This window comes from Tissierella pigra (genome assembly GCF_009695605.1).
Classification (GTDB): domain Bacteria; phylum Bacillota; class Clostridia; order Tissierellales; family Tissierellaceae; genus Tissierella; species Tissierella pigra.
Window position 1 is genome coordinate 1 of record NZ_VUNQ01000006.1, and the last position, 20,282, is coordinate 20,282.

Annotated in this window: 19 protein-coding genes; 5 read left to right on the forward strand and 14 right to left on the reverse strand. The window is 29.5% G+C overall.

The genetic code is table 11. The features are described from left to right. The 5 genes from FYJ83_RS04020 to FYJ83_RS04040 form a co-directional block, all read right to left on the reverse strand. The coding region (locus FYJ83_RS04020) for a helix-turn-helix domain-containing protein (RefSeq protein WP_154439059.1) at positions 1 to 607 on the reverse strand (607 nt) is incomplete at its 3' end. Positions 608 to 882: 275 nt separating this feature from the next. Then, positions 883 to 1,944 carry an ACR3 family arsenite efflux transporter gene (gene arsB, locus FYJ83_RS04025; protein WP_154439060.1) on the reverse strand — a complete coding sequence of 354 codons (1,062 nt, stop codon included), beginning with the start codon at positions 1,942 to 1,944 and terminating at the stop codon, positions 883 to 885. A 48-nt stretch (positions 1,945 to 1,992) separates the two neighbouring features. Continuing rightward, entirely contained in the window at positions 1,993 to 3,738 is a 1,746-nt protein-coding gene (arsA, locus tag FYJ83_RS04030; RefSeq protein WP_154439061.1) for an arsenical pump-driving ATPase, read from the reverse strand. A gap of 46 nt (positions 3,739 to 3,784) precedes the next feature. Continuing rightward, on the reverse strand, positions 3,785 to 4,135 hold the full coding sequence (gene arsD / locus FYJ83_RS04035; RefSeq protein WP_229768484.1) for an arsenite efflux transporter metallochaperone ArsD: 351 nt from the start codon (positions 4,133 to 4,135) through the stop codon (positions 3,785 to 3,787). 24 nt (positions 4,136 to 4,159) lie between these two features. Further along, positions 4,160 to 4,483, reverse strand: coding sequence for an ArsR/SmtB family transcription factor (locus FYJ83_RS04040; RefSeq protein WP_154439063.1), 324 nt, complete (start codon positions 4,481 to 4,483; stop codon positions 4,160 to 4,162). Positions 4,484 to 4,768: 285 nt separating this feature from the next. On the opposite strand from FYJ83_RS04040, the gene FYJ83_RS04045 reads away from it, so the two are divergent. From FYJ83_RS04045 to FYJ83_RS04055, 3 genes are read left to right on the forward strand one after another with little or no spacing between them, the layout of a single operon-like run. Continuing rightward, the gene (locus tag FYJ83_RS04045) at positions 4,769 to 5,170 is read left to right on the forward strand and encodes a BlaI/MecI/CopY family transcriptional regulator (RefSeq protein ID WP_154439064.1); all 402 of its coding nucleotides are present in this window, start codon (positions 4,769 to 4,771) and stop codon (positions 5,168 to 5,170) included. A gap of 32 nt (positions 5,171 to 5,202) precedes the next feature. Next, the gene (locus FYJ83_RS04050; protein ID WP_229768485.1) at positions 5,203 to 6,237 is read left to right on the forward strand and encodes a M56 family metallopeptidase; all 1,035 of its coding nucleotides are present in this window, start codon (positions 5,203 to 5,205) and stop codon (positions 6,235 to 6,237) included. 4 nt (positions 6,238 to 6,241) lie between these two features. Next, on the forward strand, positions 6,242 to 6,487 hold the full coding sequence (locus FYJ83_RS04055; RefSeq protein ID WP_154439066.1) for a hypothetical protein: 246 nt from the start codon (positions 6,242 to 6,244) through the stop codon (positions 6,485 to 6,487). A 110-nt stretch (positions 6,488 to 6,597) separates the two neighbouring features. On the opposite strand, the gene FYJ83_RS04060 is transcribed toward FYJ83_RS04055, so the two are convergent. The 9 genes from FYJ83_RS04060 to FYJ83_RS04100 form a co-directional block, all read right to left on the reverse strand. Continuing rightward, a complete protein-coding gene (locus FYJ83_RS04060; protein WP_154439067.1) occupies positions 6,598 to 6,798 on the reverse strand; it encodes a hypothetical protein in 201 nt (66 codons plus the stop codon). A 171-nt stretch (positions 6,799 to 6,969) separates the two neighbouring features. Then, on the reverse strand, positions 6,970 to 7,686 hold the full coding sequence (locus FYJ83_RS04065; protein ID WP_229768486.1) for a TraX family protein: 717 nt from the start codon (positions 7,684 to 7,686) through the stop codon (positions 6,970 to 6,972). Continuing rightward, positions 7,686 to 8,705 carry a hypothetical protein gene (locus FYJ83_RS04070; RefSeq protein WP_154439069.1) on the reverse strand — a complete coding sequence of 340 codons (1,020 nt, stop codon included), beginning with the start codon at positions 8,703 to 8,705 and terminating at the stop codon, positions 7,686 to 7,688. Before FYJ83_RS04070 ends, FYJ83_RS04065 begins: the two co-directional genes overlap by 1 nt. A 26-nt stretch (positions 8,706 to 8,731) precedes the next feature. Beyond that, the gene (locus FYJ83_RS04075; RefSeq protein WP_154439070.1) at positions 8,732 to 10,219 is read right to left on the reverse strand and encodes a radical SAM protein; all 1,488 of its coding nucleotides are present in this window, start codon (positions 10,217 to 10,219) and stop codon (positions 8,732 to 8,734) included. Between the two features lie 395 nt (positions 10,220 to 10,614). Further along, positions 10,615 to 11,853 carry a S8/S53 family peptidase gene (locus FYJ83_RS04080; RefSeq protein ID WP_154439071.1) on the reverse strand — a complete coding sequence of 413 codons (1,239 nt, stop codon included), beginning with the start codon at positions 11,851 to 11,853 and terminating at the stop codon, positions 10,615 to 10,617. 95 nt (positions 11,854 to 11,948) lie between these two features. After that, the gene (locus FYJ83_RS19880) at positions 11,949 to 13,220 is read right to left on the reverse strand and encodes a S8/S53 family peptidase (RefSeq protein ID WP_216585029.1); all 1,272 of its coding nucleotides are present in this window, start codon (positions 13,218 to 13,220) and stop codon (positions 11,949 to 11,951) included. Between the two features lie 21 nt (positions 13,221 to 13,241). Next, complete coding sequence (locus FYJ83_RS04090) at positions 13,242 to 14,981, reverse strand: M56 family metallopeptidase (protein WP_154439072.1); 1,740 nt, start codon at positions 14,979 to 14,981, stop codon at positions 13,242 to 13,244. Then, positions 14,974 to 15,375, reverse strand: coding sequence for a BlaI/MecI/CopY family transcriptional regulator (locus FYJ83_RS04095; RefSeq protein WP_154439073.1), 402 nt, complete (start codon positions 15,373 to 15,375; stop codon positions 14,974 to 14,976). Before FYJ83_RS04095 ends, FYJ83_RS04090 begins: the two co-directional genes overlap by 8 nt. Before the next feature lie 314 nt (positions 15,376 to 15,689). Next, the gene (locus tag FYJ83_RS04100; RefSeq protein ID WP_154439074.1) at positions 15,690 to 16,559 is read right to left on the reverse strand and encodes a LysR family transcriptional regulator; all 870 of its coding nucleotides are present in this window, start codon (positions 16,557 to 16,559) and stop codon (positions 15,690 to 15,692) included. A 150-nt stretch (positions 16,560 to 16,709) separates the two neighbouring features. On the opposite strand from FYJ83_RS04100, the gene FYJ83_RS04105 reads away from it, so the two are divergent. Both FYJ83_RS04105 and FYJ83_RS04110 read left to right on the forward strand, forming a co-directional pair. Then, positions 16,710 to 18,446 carry an ABC transporter ATP-binding protein gene (locus tag FYJ83_RS04105; RefSeq protein ID WP_154439075.1) on the forward strand — a complete coding sequence of 579 codons (1,737 nt, stop codon included), beginning with the start codon at positions 16,710 to 16,712 and terminating at the stop codon, positions 18,444 to 18,446. Continuing rightward, the gene (locus tag FYJ83_RS04110; protein WP_154439076.1) at positions 18,443 to 20,179 is read left to right on the forward strand and encodes an ABC transporter ATP-binding protein; all 1,737 of its coding nucleotides are present in this window, start codon (positions 18,443 to 18,445) and stop codon (positions 20,177 to 20,179) included. Before FYJ83_RS04105 ends, FYJ83_RS04110 begins: the two co-directional genes overlap by 4 nt. Positions 20,180 to 20,282 lie beyond the last annotated feature (103 nt).

Here is a 20,282-nt window from a genome sequence, read left to right on the forward strand (position 1 = left end):
CTTTAAATCCTAATTTATCTTCTAATCGTGTTAAAAAGTTAGATGTACTATATGTGCTAAGTTCATTAACTAATTCTAAATATCTCTTTCTTGAATATTCATCAATAGCTGTTATTTGGTAGTATCTACTATGATTACTTGCAAAACCAATACATTCATTTGGAACATATTTTACATCTATTTGCACTCTTTCTCCAGGATAAGTAGTAGCATCTTTACGATAATTAGATTTAGGATAACTAGCTCTTTTCTTGGCTACGTTTAATTTCATTTTTCTTAGCTGTCTACACATAGAGTCATAAGTTCTTTTATACCCTGCATCCCTTAACTTCCGATACACTTGTGCATATCCTTCATGCTGATGGTATCTATGTTTATGCTTTATTAAGTCCAACTCTTCTTGAGTATGTTGGTTAGGATGAAATTGTGGTCTTCTGCTTTTATTTGCCAAAGATCTTACATCTCCATCATATCTTTTTCTCCAACGTTGGACTTGCTGACGGCTAGTGTGGTATCTTCTAGCTGCTTTAGCATTATTATCATGTTTAATTGCATATTTAACTACCCTTTGACGAAATCTCATCTCTTCTGTTATAATTGTTTTCATAAGGAAAGATCCCTCCGATTTTTGTTTGTTATGGTAAACAACATTATATCAGAGGTCTTTCCTTTTTTCATATTTACTTGTCACAAATGTATTGTCTCATATCATAAATAATTTGAGCAATATCAATGAGCAAACTTTTTTAAATACCCTGTTAGATATATTTTATAACCTACAATACACGGAATGTTCCAAAGTATCTTCATATTTCTCTATTCTTTACTCTCCTAATTAAATCTTCTATTCTTTCCTTAATTCGGTATACCTCAAAACTAGAATTAGTTATTATTTGGTTTAGCAAACCAATACTTTGTCCTATTGGCAACACTTACAAGAGCCAACATTATAGGTACTTCTGTGAGTACACCTACTACTGTTGCTAAAGCAGCTCCTGATTTTAATCCAAATAATGATATTGCTACAGCTACTGCAAGCTCAAAGAAGTTTGATGCACCTATCATACCTGCTGGTGCTGCAACATCAAATGGAAGTTTCCATGCTTTTGACCATAAATATGCTATAAAAAATATTAAGAATGTTTGAATTGTCAATGGTACTGCAATTAACAATATATCTAAAGGATTTTCAATAATAGTTTGACCTTGGAATGAAAATAAAATTATCAATGTTAATAATAATCCAACAATCGTAACACTACTAAATTTAGGTATATACACCTTTTCAAAGTATTCTACACCTTTTTTCTTTGTAATAAAGTTCCTTGAGAAAATTCCTGCAATTAAAGGAACTACTACGAATAATACTACAGATAAAAAAAGAGTACCCCAAGGAATTGTAAATCCACTTATACCTAATAAAAACGCTACTATTGGAACAAATGCTATTAAAATAATAAGATCATTTGTCGCAACTTGTACAAGGGTATAGGCAGGATTTCCCTTTGTTAAGTGACTCCAAACAAATACCATGGCTGTACATGGAGCTGCTCCCAAAAGCACTGCTCCCGCTAGATAATCTTTAGCTAGATTAGGAGAAATCATATTTTTGAATAATATAAAAAAGAAAAAATATGCCAGACCATACATGGTAAATGGCTTAATCAACCAATTTGTAACCCAAGTAACTATAAGTCCTCTCGGGTTTTCCCTCACTTTCTTTACACTATTAAAGTCAACTTTTAACATCATTGGATATATCATCAGCCATATTAATATTGCTACAGGAACTGATACATTATAATACTCAAATTTATTTAAAAATTCGGGAATACCTGGCAGATAGACTCCTATTAACACTCCAATTATCATACATATAGCTACCCATATAGTAAGGTATTTTTCAAAGAAACTAATTCCTGGTGATAGTTTCTCCTTTGTCATAAATATTCCACCTTTCATTTAAAATTATTTAACTTTGCTAAGTAAGCTCTATTTTAAGAGCTTACTTAGATTTTCTCCCTTTAGTTCCTCTGGGGTCCACTTAACTACTGCAAAGTTTCCTTTAGAGATTTCATTCACCTTATTTATCCATTGTATTTCATTACTTGCCTTTGCTTTTAAAATCTCGTTTGTTGTGTCAGTAGCATAAAAACTAGAGTTGATTATCCACCACTTGCTAAATATTTCAGCTCTATTTAAGTCCTCCTGTAATCTCATAGCTTCAAAGTAAGGAGTTGCTTCAGCTAATGTTATAATTATTACCTCTGTCAAACTATCATTCTTTAGCTTAGGTAACAGATTTTTAACTGATTCTGGAATATCACCCTGTGTACGTGCTATTTCCTTGTTATAGCTTTGGGTTGATTCCAATAATAATAGAGTATGACCTGTAGGTGCTGTGTCGATGACCACAACCTCATCTTCTGAGCGCTCTACTATTTCCGCAAATGCTCTAAACACAGCTATCTCTTGGGTACATGGTGATCTTAAATCTTCTTCTACATAGGCAATATCTTCATCACTCATTGTTTCTCTAGCTTTGCTCAATACTTCTTCTTGGTATTTTTTCAATTCATTTTTTTCATCTATATTACTTATAGTAATTCCAAAGCTTTCATCTATTACATAGCCTATATGGGCTGCTGGATCAGTAGTTGTTAGATGCACTTTCTTTCCTCTCTTAGCTAGTTCGCTAGCAATTGTAGCAGCTATAGTGGTTTTTCCTACGCCACCTTTACCCATTGTAAAAATTACCTTTTTATTTGAATTATATAAATCATCTATAACATTACTTAAAGTGGGGATTACTTCTGGTTTTAATTCTTCATCTGAATATTTTATATCTCCACTATTAAAAAATGCTCTAATATTTTCAATTCCTGTAATATTATATGGTCTTAGTGGTATTTCAAATATTTCTAAATTCCTTAGTCCTTCTGGTATATCCCTCAGCACATCTTGTTGCTTATTAAAAATTTCGTTTGAAAGCTCATCATCATGCTCTTTTAATACTCCGTTTATTACTAAAAGCTGATTACTTACTCCAATATCCTGTAGCTCCTTTGATGCTCTATCAGCCTCTTTTAGTGCTGATACTTCAGGTCGAGAAACAAGTACAAGAGTAGTCTTTTCCTTATCTGCTAAGTTTTCTACTGCATTTTTATATATATCCTTTTTTTCCTCTAGCCCTGATAATTGACCAAGACATGATGCTCCATGAGTGCTTTCGCTTATAAAATTAGTCCAAGCAGATGGTAATTGAAGCATTCTTAGGGTATGACCTGTAGGGGCAGTATCAAATATTATATGATCATATTCCTCTGTAGCTTTTTTGTCTGTTATAAATCCTGAGAACTCATTAAAGGCAGCTATTTCAACTGTACAGGACCCTGAAAGCTGTTCCTCCATGTTTTGAATAACAACTTCTGGAAGTTTTCCCCTATATGGTGCTATTACGCTTTCTCTATATTCTGCCGCTGCTTCCTCAGGATCAAAGTTTGCAACTACTAGGTTTGGTACGTCCTTTATAGGAACTCCTTTGTTGTTAAGCTCTGTGTCAAATACATCCTGTAAATTTGAAGCTGGATCAGTGCTTATAAGCATAATCTTCTTGCCTTTATCTGCTAGACTAACAGCTATAGCACAGGCTGTAGAGGTTTTCCCAACTCCACCTTTTCCAGTAAAAAATAAATATTTTGTTAAATCCATATCTTTTACATTAAAATCCTTGAACATCTTATCTCCTCCTCACCTATATTAATAATATCCACTCTGTATAACATTATTGTTTTTCGTGTCTAGCCTTTCTAGCACCTAATTCAGACATAATATACTCCTCAGGTATTTCAAGTAAACTTACAAACTCCTCATTAGTTGGATATTCCTTTGTTTTAACCACCTCTCCATCAACCATGGTTATAGGCAAAATATCGACTCCGTTGTCAAGCAGCAATTTATTTACAATACTGTTATCCACGTATGATTTTGGGTCACTAGTTAGATTATGTCTTTCTACTTTTACACCTTTTTTCTCCAATCTATTTAAGAGCGTAGCAACTCTTAATAAATTTTTATCTACAGAGGGTCCACAAACTCCAGTAGAACAACACATAGCCGGATCAAATATTTCCATTTTCTTCAATTGAATCTCCTCCTATTAACATTTACACTCTTTATTATCAATTACTTTACAAATGCAGTTTTCAGATTCATGAAATACATCATTTAAAAATTTAACTATATTATTACACTTAATCATATCTAATGAATAATAGTTCCAAATCCCATCCTTTCTTACCTTAACCAAACCAACATCAGCCAAAACCTTCATATGATGTGAAAGTGTTGGTTGTGTAAAATCAAAATTCTCCAGTATATCACAGGCACATAGTTCACCACATGATAATATATCAATTATCTTTAATCTGTTTGAATCAGCAACAGCCTTTAGTATTTTTGCATTTTTATCATAATTATTCATTCATCCTTCACCTCCTACATAGATAATCATCTATATATTAATATAGATGATTATCTATGTATTGTCAATATAAATAAAAAAGATTGCTTAGTTTTTGAAGCAATCCTAATATAAAAGTTTTTTATTATTTTTATTATATACTTGACAGCTTACTATTAATTTTACTTTATTTGTTTTTTAATAACAAAATTCACTATTCATACATTTTATATATTGCTATCTTATACATGATAGTATATTATATAATATAACCCTATTATTAATGAATTAAAAGGAGAATAAAAAATGTCAAAAATTAATTTTAAACTTTCTAATAACGAAGAACAAATTCTAGAAACATTATGGAGAGAGAATAAATCATTAACACGTTCTGAAATAATAGATTTAACATCCAATAAAACTTGGAAAGAAAGTTCTATTCATATTTTATTAAATCAACTTTTAGAAAAAGATGCTATTAAAATAGATGATATTGTAAGAACAGGAAAAAGTTATGGAAGGACTTATAAGCCAACATTGACAAAAGACGAATATGAAATAATGCAATTAAAAAACTCTTTCAAAGAATTTAAACCTAGTAAATCAGCATTAACAAATTTCTTTTCGGCTTTAATTGAATCTCAAAATATTGAAAATGATACTTTAGAAGAATTAGAAAACTTAATTAAAAAATACAAAGAGGATTGATAAATTTGAAATTTTCTTTTTTTTCTTTAATAATGTCTATATGTTTAATAAATATTCTCATATTATTTCTTTCATTATTAAAAAATAAAAACAAATTTATTAAACACTTTAATGTTACTTCCCTAATAGTTTTTATTATTTTAATTATATTTAGGACTTTATTTAATTTTGAATTTAAAAATTCTATTAATATTAATTCAAAAATTATCCTTCCTAAAATTATTGATTGGCTGAGAATGCCACTATATGTGGATTCAAATTTAACTCTATTATCATTTTTTTTATTTATTTGGATAATAGGTAGTTGTATTATAAGTTTAAAGACTATATTTACATATTATAAATTTAAAATATATTTAAAAAATATATCTAAATTTAGTTACATTCAAGATTTAGAGTTATTAGAAAAAATAAAGCAAGAATTGAATATAGACAAAAATATAAATCTATATCGTTCTAATGAAATAACTATTCCAATTGTAGTGGGAATAACTGAATTTAGTATCTACTTACCTAATATAATACTTTCGGAAAATAAATTAAGAAATATATTGATTCATGAATTAAATCATATAAAAGGTAAGGATAATTTTAAAAAGATAATAATATTATTATTTAAAATATTATTCTGGTGGAATCCCTTTATTTATCTTTTAAATAAAGATATAGATCATATATTAGAAATTCAATGCGATATTAGAACTGTATCATATATGACAGATAAAGAACGTATTAAGTATTTAGAAAGCATCCTTGCTATAATAAAAAATACTAAATATATTAATAGTAATGCTTTAATTAATAATTTACAAGTATCTGCTTTATATAATGATGATGATAATAAATTAAAACAAAGATTTAATCTAGTTTTAGATCATAATAATAAGCAACAAAATAAAAAATACAATTTAATATTTTGCTTCGTATTTATCGCTATTTTTATGTCATCATATATTTTTACATTTAAACCTATATATTATCCGAAGGAAGATTATATTTTTATAGAAGAAGATGATTTTATATATGAAAGAGATAGTTATATATTAAAAATAAAAAATAAGGAGTGAATTTATGAAAAAGAAGAAAATACTTTTACTTTTAATTACGATTTTTAGTACACTTATTTTTAGTAATACTATTTATGCTAGTGAAGGAAGTATTCAAACTCTTATGGAATATTCAAAAGTATTTGATGAGTCTATTGAACCTCAATATGAAAAAGTAAGATGGTATTATAGGACAGTTAATGGGAAAAAACAAAAGCGTTTATGGTCACTTACTGCTGGTGAGTGGTTAACTGACTGGCAGTGGGTATAAGCAGTATATTGAAATATTTAAAGTTTAATAGGAATATAAAAATTTGCATTAATATACCCTAGACTCATATTTAATCAAATATGAATCTAGGGTATATTTACTTTATCCTTCTAATAAGCTGTCCTCGTTTCTTCTTTAGCACAATTTTTATTACCATCACGATTCTCTTTACCTATACAAGAAGCTTTACAGCGAATAATTGGATCCCACCAACCTTTTGTATCAGCTTGATTATCCAGTTGTCCATTACATATGCATCCTGCATTAGGTGTAATATTACCATTGTTTGAAAAGTCGTCAATAATTCTCACTTTTTTCCCCCCTGTTTTAAGTTTAATTTATAATAAGGATATAAATGAGCTAGCATCATTTATCCATTATTATCGCTATTATAATTGAACTTATATAGTTGTAAAACTCACCAAATAAAATTTATATATCTATTTGAGTTTTTATCTAAATTATTTTTATTCATTTCCACTTCATATAATCAATTTGATTATTTTTAAAACAATAAAATGTAATGGATAGATTAAGTAATAGCTATATTTAAAAACTTCTTTTTGTTTTAAAGCCAAGTTTTCTTTATTTGTAAGATTATTATTAAACATTCCTATTAACAATATTATTATCAGTCCTATTAAAAAATTAGAATATCTAGTTATGTAAATCAAATAACATATTATAAGTTTTATAGCAGGATTATCTCTAAAAAAGAAAAAATTAAAGGCTAAAATTATAGGAAAAAAACCATAATCTGTTGACAATATATTTGTTAAAATGATTATTAAAGTAAATGAAAATCCAATTAAAAACAAATTATTTTTAACTGTATCGAATAAATATACCGCAACAAGTGTTAATGCAAGTGTGGCCATTATATTTCCAAAATAAAATCTTTCTTGAGGCATTATAGGAAATATTAATCTATACGGAAATTCAGAAATAAGCATAGCTATTACTAAACGAAGAAAATATTTATATATATTCTTGGTATGAATGTATCCTTCAACTAGTAAGAAAGTAATTAAAGGCATTGTTATAGTTCCAATAATTTCTGGTAATTTATAATAGTTTTTAATCAAACCACTATACATAGCATGTTGAATAATCATACAAATAATCGCTATTGTTTTGAGTTCATTAGAACTTAGTAATTTCTCCCCATTATTATTTACTATTTTATTTTTAATTTTCATCAAAATTTATTCACCCCATTTTTGTAGAGTTCACTGGATATACATAAAAACTTCAATATATTGTTTTCATCAAAAATAACATTAACTTCAGCTCCAGAACTTATAAGGGTTGCTAATCTTTCATTAATTTTACAGATATTTTTATCATCTAAATTATCTTTAAATATATCATTTAATCTAGGATGTACATATATTTTATGATGATCATAATCTAAAACTTGTTTATCAATAATTTTGCTTTCTCCATCAATTTTAAACTTATGAATTTCATCAGAGATATTAACAAATAAGTAATTATCTTTGAATAGAAGGCCTTTAAGATCTCCTTTAATCTGTTTATTGTCTGTTATACTTTCTAAATATTTTTTGTATGAATCATAAAGATACTTTTCATACGGATCATAAAGTTTTTCTAATCTTACCTCCTCAATAAAATTTTGCTCAGTTGTACTATTTAGGTCAATAAAAAAAAATTCATATATAATTCTAAATTGAGAAATCAACGTAAAAATGAAAAAGAAAATGATTAATAATATTCCCTTTTTCAAAAATCTATCTTTTGCTTTGTATACATAGAATCTTGTCACTACATGTCCCAGATATAATCCTATAAAATGTAAAAATACCATATCCATTCCTAGTTGGCTGATATGTAATAATGATTTTATAAGTTCATAAAGTATTGATATTATTAAAAATATAATTATAGACTTTTTCTTAGATATATTTTGTATATTTAAAATACATCCTATGGGGATAAATATAAAGATATTAAATATTATAAGGTATATAATAAATTTTATATTTACTCCATAAAAAATTGCATTAGAATATATATTAGATATGTTAAATCGAAAGCTATTATATTTAATAATATTTGGAATATCTTTTATGTAATTTCCTCTTACTATATCAAATTGAAAAAAGAATATAAGAATTATAAACGCAAGAAAAATCAAACTTAATAGATTTAAAAACTTATTTATATTCTTTATTGAATCGTTACTTTTTAAATCCATTCTTTAACCTCTTTCTTTTAGATTTGCTATACTATTATTTCATTTACTACTTCCTTCAATGCAGATTTTTTATTTTCTAATAGATTATAATAGTTTATAAATTTCATTTTTATTTCTTTTTTAGTTTCTTCACACAATCCTTCTTCTTCATCAATTCCATTTTCCCCCATATTTCTTGAATAACAAATATTACATAACCCCTGAGCCCAACATTTACTACACTTATCTTCATAATACTCTATATACTCTTTAAAATAATATTTCAAAATATCTTCTATATTAATTCCATCTTTATAATTTCCAATAGATGGACAATTTCCAATACGTTCGCAAGGCTTAAATTCACCATCTACTGTTACATAAAGTCTTCTTTGTCCAGGAACACAATTCCCATGTAAAAATTTTTCTTTAAACACACCTTTATTTAAAACCTCTCTATGTGATACTGATTGTATTGACGTTAAAAGTAAATTAAGATCACTTCTTTTAATAGAAGATTCATTGTCTTTAATAACAGTATTTGTCACCCAATTTGTTATATTTACTGACTTTAAATTATTCTCTTCTTCTCCATTTATTTTCTTGTTTTCATTATAGTCAAAAACCATATCTCCTTCGTCAACATATCCTAGATCAAACTTAACATCATTAGGTAAATTTAGTTCTTTTTCAAAATATTTTTTTATTAGTGTAATTTTTTCTTCACTACAGGGAGGTGTAATAACACAATTAATAGATATATTTTTATTTCCATTATTTTTTTCATAAAAATTATCCATCAATAGATTAAACTTTTCTATTACTATTTCAAATGATCCCTTTCCATTTTTAAACCTTCTAAATCTATTATGTATAGCCATAGGACCATCTATACTACACATAATATTAACACTAATGTTATCGCTATGTAGAGTATTGAAATAATTTATCATGTCTAAAGTTAATAAAGTTAAATTTGTTGTAAATGAAACACCTAGATTTATATTTTTATAATTATTCCTAACATACTCTATACATTTTTTCATTAAATCAAAATTTGCTAATGGTTCTCCACCATAAAATGTCAAAAAGAATCTATCTCTTTTATAATCTTTTAAAACAATATCTAATGTTTTTTTTGCAATTTCAAAAGGCATACTTTTATTTCCAAAACTTCTATATTTAGGATGGTGTTCGTTATATATACAATATCCACATCTTAAATTACATTCCTCCGTTAATTCTATAATTATTTGTGTACATTGTCCATTTAAGCTCTTTTCCAACTCTTTAACTGTTGGAATAGAAAAAGGTATTCTTTCAGGATATTTAAACAAGTTTTCTTTTTCAATAAATTCTTTAAATGTTTTATTTTCTTTACAAGCCCTTTCTAGTGAAAGTTTATTATTAAGAATTCTATGAATTAATTTTATTTCTTTTAAATCACAGCCTACTACTTTTCCAGTTCCTGAATCATAAAAATAATTGTTTTTCTTCGAAGTTTCAAATATCATTCCATATCTTTGGTTTTTCATAATATACTCCTTTCCATTCAATATTATCTAAAATCACTTGATTAATATCACCATTTCATTTTGAATATAATAGTATTATTCTATATATAACTCTATTATAGGATATATCACCCTATTGTAAATGTCAATAATTTTTATACAATATTTATGTATTTAATATAAACTATAATATTTTGATATTGATGATACTAGATTTGAGAAAAAAATATAAAGCCCCCATAATGCCAAATTTATTAGCATTCTGAGGGTTTTATATTTAACCAGTAATCATCCTAATATAACTTTCAGATAATCCTTATAAAAGCATGGGAGTTGACAAAGTAAAGGCCATTGGCTTTAATATAAGATCCTTAAATTCTGTATCCTTAGAGAGATATAAGATATAATGCGAAACATTATTTTTCAGCTAGTTTGGTAATTAAGTTAACAGGATTAGCAATTAAAATATTTTTATTATAAACAGAGTCCATTTTAACATCAGCAGTTTCTTCAACTGAACTCCAAAATAAATCTGGAGTAATTTCAGGGTTAACCTGCAAAGCCATAGCATAAAGTCCTGCAATATATGGTGCTGTCCAGCTTGCTCCCCCTGATCGCATCCATGTGTAATCATTCTCACCTGCATAGCTAGCAAAGGCACGGGAACCCATTGGGAAGAAAATACGCCCCTCATCCTTCCATTCATTCAGATCAGTAGCATAATATGAATTAAGATCGTTCGGATCACCAAGAGGTTCTCTACTAAGTCCACCAAAGCGAAAACCATAATCCACATCAGATGAGACTGCCATAATAAATACTCCTTCTTCTTTCGCCCTATTCAAAGCTTTTTCATAGTCTGCATAGTTGCTGACACCATAATCTGGACTAGGATTAGCAGAAATAGAAATTACCTTTATTTTTTCTTTATTCGGTAATTGCTTGTTTATATCCAACAATCTGTGTATACCTTCTGCATTATATCTGTATGTCATATCCCCTTCTTTACCATTCTCATCATCCCATGAAGCTTCTATAAAATATAACTTTGCACCTGGAGCAACTCCTGTGGTTTTCCCTACTGCGAGGGACGCCACCGCTGCACCATGCATATGCCACTCTGCATCACTCTTAGGAATATCTTCATAATATATAAGATTATCCCTATATTCGTCGTGTCCTGTAAATAATGTCACATCAACAATCCCAATTGATATTCCTCTTCCATCTATTCCTTGAGCATGTAAATCACGTACATTAAGTCCCGGATCTTTCCCTAATTCAATAATCTTATTTGGATCAAAATTTCCTGGTAATTTTTCTGGCCAAATAGTCTTTGTGTTAAACCGAATATAATATAGTAAATCTTCATACTTGGAAATATCCAACTTACTTATATTATAGCTCCCAACATCTATTCTGGTAGTGTTGTCATTTGGGGCTTCAGGAAAAGAATCTAAAGTTCCATGCGTTTCAGGATTAGGCTTTGTAGTCTTATGTATACCTATTTCAATTATTTCACTACTTTCATTGGAAGCAGAATATACATCTATCTTCCCAAGACTTTGCAGGAAGGTTTTGTCGGAACACCCCATTAGCATAATTATCAAAACAAACAAAGAAACCATTATTTTTATGGCAGTAATGCGTTTCATACAGACACCCCTTTCTTAATAATTGAATTTATTGTGTTGCTGTAGCAAGGCTAACCTAATAGTTGAAGTTTCTTATCTAATAGATTTCACTATTACTATTTTATATTCTCTATCTTTTCAATCAATTTTATTGGATTAACTATTTTACCAAGTTTCTCTTGACTATTGTTATCAACAGATATTATATCACTTGCATTAAATGCTTCTCTCCAGAAAGCTTCAGGTGTAATATCAGGATTAACTTGACATGCAAGTGCATATAATCCTGCAATATAAGGTACTGTCCAACTCATACCGCCTTCTTTATAAAAGACATAATCATCAACACCTGTAGGGCTTGCAGTACATCTATAATCCATAGGAACTAAAAGTCGGTCATTTTCATATATTTGTTTCTTCCAAAAATCTCCTTTTGTAAACGAATTAATATCATCTGGGCTTTTTAAAGGGTCACGTCCAAGTCCAAAATATGGATTACTTCCTACATATACAGTATAAATTCCTTCCTCTTTCGCTTTCTTAATTGAGTCAAATACTTGTTCATATCCATTCATGTTTCCCCCTACTCCTAAAGAAATTGATATAACTCTGATTTTTTCCCCTTTAGGCAGTATTTTATTAATCTCTACAATACGATCAATAGATTTTGCAAGCCAAGAAAGATCCCATTCAAATCCTCCATTTTCAAAAATTCCATGTGTTTCAGCAATATAATAAAGATCTGCTTCAGGTGCTACTCCAACTGTCTTACCTACAGCAATAGATGCAACTGCTGGTCCGTGCATTGCTGCAACTTCATCAATACAGTGAATTTCCTCATACAATTTTAATTGCTCTTTATACTCTACATGATCCACTAATAAACCTTGGTCAATTATTGCTATACCAATTCCCTTTCCAGTGATTCCTTTTTTATGGAGTTCTCTTATTCCCAATCCAGGGTTTTTCCCTAATTCCATTATCATCTCAGGATCAAATCCTTCAGGTAATTTATTTGGCCATTGGGTTTTACTGTCAAAATTAGCATTAAGTAAATCGTTCAGCCTTTCTGATAAATCAAGCTTTGTTAAATCACTGCTCCTCAAATCAATCTGCCACATTTCATCTGAATCCGAATTATAAATTGGTAACTCTTTCATTTTTCCAGGATTAATAAAAGAATAATCTGCCGCACTAGGTTTTCTCACAATGGTCAACTGATTTTCTGGCGATAGCAACGTCCTATATTCCTCTGACTCTTCTAGAGTTTCCAATATTTCATCTGGTTGTTCTGGTATTTCTGATATTTCTGTTTGTGTTGTTTTAGCTGGAGCACATCCTGCCAGTAAAATTGATATTGCTATAAATAAACAAATAAATCTTTTCATCTTAATTTTCCTCCCCTGTTATCAATTTAAATCCGATAAAATAACTCCATGACTTTTAAGATTACCAAGTTCATCAATTGTAATCATAAAATCTGCCCATTCACTATATATGGGATTTGGAGAAAATTTATATAGTGTCCCTACATTATTCTGCCAAGAGTCACTATAATCCCCTAATTTTGAAAACAACTTATTTACTATTGCTGGATTTTTCTCGTATTCCTTTTCTTCAATTCCTAAACTAGAAAAAAAATCCGAATATCCATATACGATAATCACATTATTACCGCCCATACTTTGCCAAAAACTATTATCAATTTTAGGAGTAATATTTAAACTTTCCATATCAATTCCAACTACGGACAAGTCACCATATTGTTCTTCAATTTCACTTCTTTTATAAATATAAGAAATGGGTGCTTTTTCATTTTTAATAGCTGAATTGGCAGGCTTATCAATATAAGAAATCGTTATATTTTCTAAATCAACTATGTTAGAAAATAGATATAAAGCATTTTTGTTTATTCTTTTCACATGGTCATCCTTAAGACCTGAGACACTATCACTTCTGGAAAATTCATATCCCAAATACAGACTTCGTCCTACATCATCCAGATCTTTTCTATTTCCTCTATTGTCAATTATAATAGTATTGATTTTATAATTGTCATTGGGATTTTCAAGTGAGGTTAAAAGCTGATAAACTTCATATATATTCCCAAGAGAAATAGATTCAGTCAATCCCTCGATTATATTTGAATTCTCCGCTCTTACATTTATATTGATAAATGAGACTGCACCAAAAGAGATACAAATTATGGCTACAATAAGAGCAATATTAGATTTTTGTGGAGGCTTGAGTATCATTTCAATACGATTTTTCATTTTTCTGCCTCCTGTTGACATAGCAGCAACTATTTGATTGCCACTGTCAGCTATGGATAGAAGCGTAGTACAATAATTGAGATGTTCACTTGAGCCTATTTTTTCAATAACTCTGCTGTCGCAAGATAGTTCAGCGTCATTCCTTGACACCTTTACGGATAGCCAGATGAGGGGATTGAACCAATATAAAGCACAAAGAATATTTCCCAGTAGACGAATAAAGTTGTCCCTTTGCCTGTAATGAACCATTTCATGTATAAGTGCAAATTTAATTGCTTTAGTATCATGAATGATATTTTCTGTTAGAATGATACTTGGATTAAATATTCCAATTAGACAAGGAGATTTTAGATTTTGAGAAATATATACTGGAATATTATGTTTCAATCCTGCCATCTCAGCAACTTCATCATAATCATGAAAATCATAGAATGTCGCACTCTTCAGAATTTTCCTTTGAAAAAAAACATTGCGTATCCCAAAAACAGCTAATATATAAATAACTCCTAAAATCCATACTATAGATAAAATATCAAATAAACCATCATAATTATCCCCTGATCCATTATTCCATATTCGTGTATAACTGGTAGTATCTTCATTAACTAAATGTTGATATATATTACTCTCATATAAATCCAAATCATTATCGAGTCTAAAGTCTAAAGCTTGAATTTGCGGAAAAATATTCTTGACTTCAATCTCCCATTGAAGATTTAAAGGAATAATCAATCTTAATGCAATGATCATCCATAAAGCATATTGTATTCTTGGATTTATCTTATCTTTAAAAATAAATCGAAGCATAAAAATAAGTAGTATCAACAAAGATGCAAGGATTGAATTATGTATTAAGAAGTTCAAAACTTCATTCATTTTGATCCTCCTTTTCAATTAACGCCTTTTTAAGAGATTGTAACATGGAATTAATTTCGTCTTTTGTAATATCCTCACTATCTACTAATGAGGAAACAAGTAACCCCATTTTTCCATGAAATATTTTTTCTACAAATGAACGTGTTTCCTGTAATACGGTTTCATCTTTATTTAGCAAAGGGTAATAAAGTCTTGCAGGGTTTGCCTCTTCCATACGAATATAGTTCTTTTTCTGCATACGTTTTAGAAATGAAATAATTGTATGTCTTGACCAACCTGTTTCCTCCTTTAAATCATCTTCCATCTGTCTACAGGTTAAAGGATTTTTCTCCCATAAAAGCATCATTATTTTCCATTCTGTATCTGTAAGTTTTGTTTTTTCTCTGTTATCCAATTTATCACCTCCATAGTAATCAATTGCCTACTCATATCATAATATATAAATTTCAATATTGTCAACTATTATTTGTAGGCATCTGCCTACTTTAATTAGCAAATCAAAATTTGGGCGAAAAATTCTCTTAGTCGATTACAGAAATATAATTAAAATTCCTAAATGCAACTAATACATTTGTTATCCTATGAAACTTATAATAGTAAAAAAAGACTTACTTTTAAAAGTAAGTCTTTTAGATTTAAAACTTATTTCTTTATTATTCTAGTTAAAAATATTAAACATATACATAAGATTTCTAAAACTTTTAACACCTATGGACTCCCAAAACTTTCTATAAATTTTAATGCAATAGGAGAAATATATCTATCTTTCACCCATATTGCAGCTATTTGAGTTTTCAACTTTTCACTTTCTATCTCTTTGTAGATAAGATTTCTATTAGCTGCAAGCTCAAATGCAGACTTAGGAACTATAGCTATTCCAAGTCCTGCATTTGCCCACAAAATGGTGGTTCGAGCATCATCATTTTTACAAAATATTTCTGGCTCGAATCCATGCTCCATACAGGTTTCATAAATTAAGTGTTCAAACCTTCTATAAATGATCAATGGTTTATTTTTTAGTTCACTAACTGATATAGTAGAATCAGTAGAATCCCAATGACATTCCTTTGGTATTGCAGCTATCATAGGTTCAGCCTTTGTATATTTACACTCAAAGTTCAAAGCATTAAATGGAGTTCTGGCAATACCTACTTCTATAATACCTTTGTTTAGAAGATCAATAAGCGTAAAAGTATTACCCTCGTATATTTCAAACTTAATACCAGAATGTTCCCTGCGAAATTCTGATATTCTTCCGCTTAAAAGCGTTTCGCCTGAGGAGGAAACTGTGCCTATTGATAATGTTCCTTTTAATCCCTTACTAAAGTCATCAATTTCCCTTACAACTGAATTGGACAATTCTAAGATTTGACGTGCTCTGTTCATTAGGATTTTCCCTGCATCTGTAAGTTTCACATGTCGTGAGCCTCGCTCCACGAGCTTTACACCAAGCTCCTCTTCCAACAGCTTGAGTTGTTGACTTAGAGGAGGCTGTGCCATATTAAGTTTTTTAGCCGCTGAAGTTATCTGACCTTCCTCTGCAATTGTAAGAAAATATTTTAATTGTCTTAAATCCATAAAAAACCTCCAAAATGATATATGATTTTAATATATTATATATATTAAATAGATATTTTAAATATGGAAACCCTTATGATACAATTATAGTCTGAGATATGAAAATATGCAATATTTCTAATCATTATATTATGATGGAGGATGATAGATTTGTTCAAACTTGCAGTCTTTTTAAAACCATATAAAAAAGAATGTATAATCGGGCCAGCTTTTAAACTATTGGAGGCAATTCTTGAATTACTACTGCCTACAATTATAGCACTTATTATTAATAATGGTGTTGCTAATCACGATACAAATTATGTACTTAAAATGGGGGGACTTATGCTCCTAATGGCAATACTAGGATTTTGTAGTTCTATGATATGTCAATATTATGCGGCACGTGCATCACAAGGTTTTGGTACGACTTTAAGAAATACCCTTTTTAAACATATATCTTCTTTTTCTCATTCTGAAATAGATACTTTTGGTACATCATCACTAATAAATCGAATTACAAATGACGTAAATCAACTTCAACTTGCAGTTGCAATGCTTATACGCCTAGTTATACGTGCACCTTTTATATGTATAGGTGCAATCATTATGGCCATGATACTAGACTTTAAATTATCATTGATTTTTTTAGCTGTTACACCTATTTTTGCAATTATATTGTATTTTGTTATAAGCAAATCTTCACCTCTTTATCGTAAATATCAAAAAAAATTGGATAAAATGGGACTAATATTGCGTGAGAATCTTTCTGGAGTAAGAGTAATCCGTGCATTTGCTAGAACTAAAAACGAAAAACAACGATTTTATGCCGCAAATGATGATTTAACTGAGTCTGCCATTAATGTTGGTAAAATATCTGCATTACTTAATCCTATGACTTCATTTGTAATGAATGTTGCTATCATAGCTATATTATGGGTGGCTGGGTTCCATGTTAATACAGGAAGGCTTTCCCACGGAGAAATTATTGCATTTGTCAATTATATTACTCAAATACTACTTGCACTTATGGTGGTGTCAAATCTTGTAATTATATTTACTAGAGCATCTGCTTCTGCCGACCGTATAAATGAATTGTTAGCCATTACTACATCAATTAAGGACAATACAGAGTTTCTTACCAATATTGTAAATAATAACACTCCATCAATTCAGTTTACTGATGTTTCCTTTGCTTATAATAATACAGGTGATATGGCCCTTGAAAATATTTCAATAACTATTCATCCTGGAGAAACCATTGGACTTATAGGTAGTACTGGATCGGGAAAATCTACATTTACAAACCTTATTCCAAGATTTTATGATGCCACAAAAGGTAATATATTTGTAGACGGGATAAATGTCAAAGATTATAAGCTCAATGAACTCCGTAATAAAATTGGTATTGTACCACAAAATGCTGTGCTATTCACAGGAACTATAGCAGAAAACATTCGTTGGGGCAAACAAAATGCCACAGATGAAGAGATTATAATAGCAGCTAAAATTGCACAGGCTGATGAATTTATTTCAAAGCTTCCTGATGGATATAACACACAGGTATCACGTGGTGGATTAAATTTTTCTGGTGGACAAAAACAACGTCTAACCATTGCTCGTGCAGTAGTTTCAAAACCTGATATTTTGATACTTGATGATTCTGCAAGTGCATTAGACTTTGCCACAGATGCAGCACTAAGGAAAGCAATTAATGATATTAGTAAAAACATGACTGTAATAATAGTGTCTCAAAGAGTTAACACCATAAAAGAAGTGGATAAAATTATTGTACTTGATAACAAACATATTGTAGGCACTGGTACACATAAAGAACTTATGGATAATTGTAAAGTGTATAAAGAAATATGTCTATCACAATTTTCAAATGAGGAGGCTTCCATATGAATAAGAATATATTAAAAAGAACTTTAAAATATATTGAAAACTACAAAGTTTATGTATTTGGTTCCTTCATAGCCGCTTTTTTAAGTGTTGTGTCAAGTTTAATCGGTCCTATGCTCATAGGTAAATCTATTGACCATATGATTGGAGTAGATGCTGTAAATTTTACATTACTATTCAAAACTTTAATCATTTTAGCATTGATCTATGGTCTTGGTAACCTATTTACATGGCTCTTGACCTATTTAACAAATTGGATTTCATATAAAACTGTCAATGATATGCGTCATCAACTTTTTGATAAAATTAGTATACTGCCTCTTAAGTTCTATGATAGTCACCCTCATGGTGACACAATAAGTCGTTTTATAAATGATATAGATACTGTTTCAGATGGAATGCTTCATGGACTTTCAACATTGCTTACAGCCATGGTTACTATCATAGGTGCAATAGGATTTATGCTATATATAAGTCCAATTATGACAATAATAGTGATTTTTTCTGCTCCTGCTTCCTTTTTAATAGCACGATTTATTGCTAATCGTTCACAACAAATGTTTAGAAACCAAGCAAAAAGCTTAGGAAAGTTAAATGACTATGTGGAAGAAATTATTAGTGGACAAAAAATTGTTACTGCCTTTAATTATGAAGATCGTTCTTTCGAGAAATTTAAAAAAATTAACAACACCTTATATAATTCTGGAGTAAAATCACAATTTTATGGTTCATTATCTGGACCTACTACTCGACTTGTAAATAATATCACCTATGCTATTATAGGTATTATTGGTAGTACCTTAGCTATTTTAGGTAAAATCACAGTTGGAGAAATATCTAGTTTTCTTATTTACTCAAACTTATTTGCAAAACCTTTTAATGAGATAACTGGAATATTTACTCAAATACAGGCTGCTGCTGCATCAGCACAACGTATATTTCATATTCTTGATTTACCTCCAGAAAGACCTGATGCCATAGATGCTATTAATATTAACCATAGTCTAGGTAAAATAGACTTTAATAATGTGAGTTTTTCATATAATCCTGATAATCCTTTAATTACAAATTTCAACCTAAATGTAAAACCTGGTACTAGAATTGCCATAGTAGGTAAAACTGGTGCGGGTAAGACAACTCTTGTAAATTTACTTATGAGATTCTATGATGTTAATAAAGGCTCCATATCTATTGATGGTATTGATATCAATACCATCACTCGTGACAGTCTACGATCCAATTTTGGTATGGTGCTTCAGGATACATGGCTATTTTCAGGTACTATACAAGATAATATCTCTTATGGTAAGCCAGATGCCACAGATGAAGAAATCATTGCAGCTGCCAAAGCTGCTGATGCTCACAGTTTCATACAATGTTTACCTCATGGTTATAACACTTTTATTTCTGATGATGGCGGAAATTTATCGCAAGGACAAAAACAACTTCTCACCATTGCTCGAGTAATGCTTGTTGATCCACCAATGCTTATTTTAGATGAAGCCACAAGTAACATAGATACTAGAACAGAAATCAATATACAAAGAGCATTCTTGAAGATGGTAGAAGGTAGAACAAGCTTTGTTATAGCTCATAGGCTTTCAACTATACGAGAGGCGGACTTAATTTTAGTCTTGGATAATGGTAATATTGTAGAAAGTGGAACTCATAGTCAATTATTAGAAAGTGGTGGCTATTATGAAAGACTTTATAACAGCCAATTTGCACATTCATAGATTATTGTTTACAGGAAAAACCTTAAGATATTAATATTCTAAGGTTTTTTATCTCTTTACTAATGGAAATGTTATTAACATCCTTTATGGAGGCTAACTTATA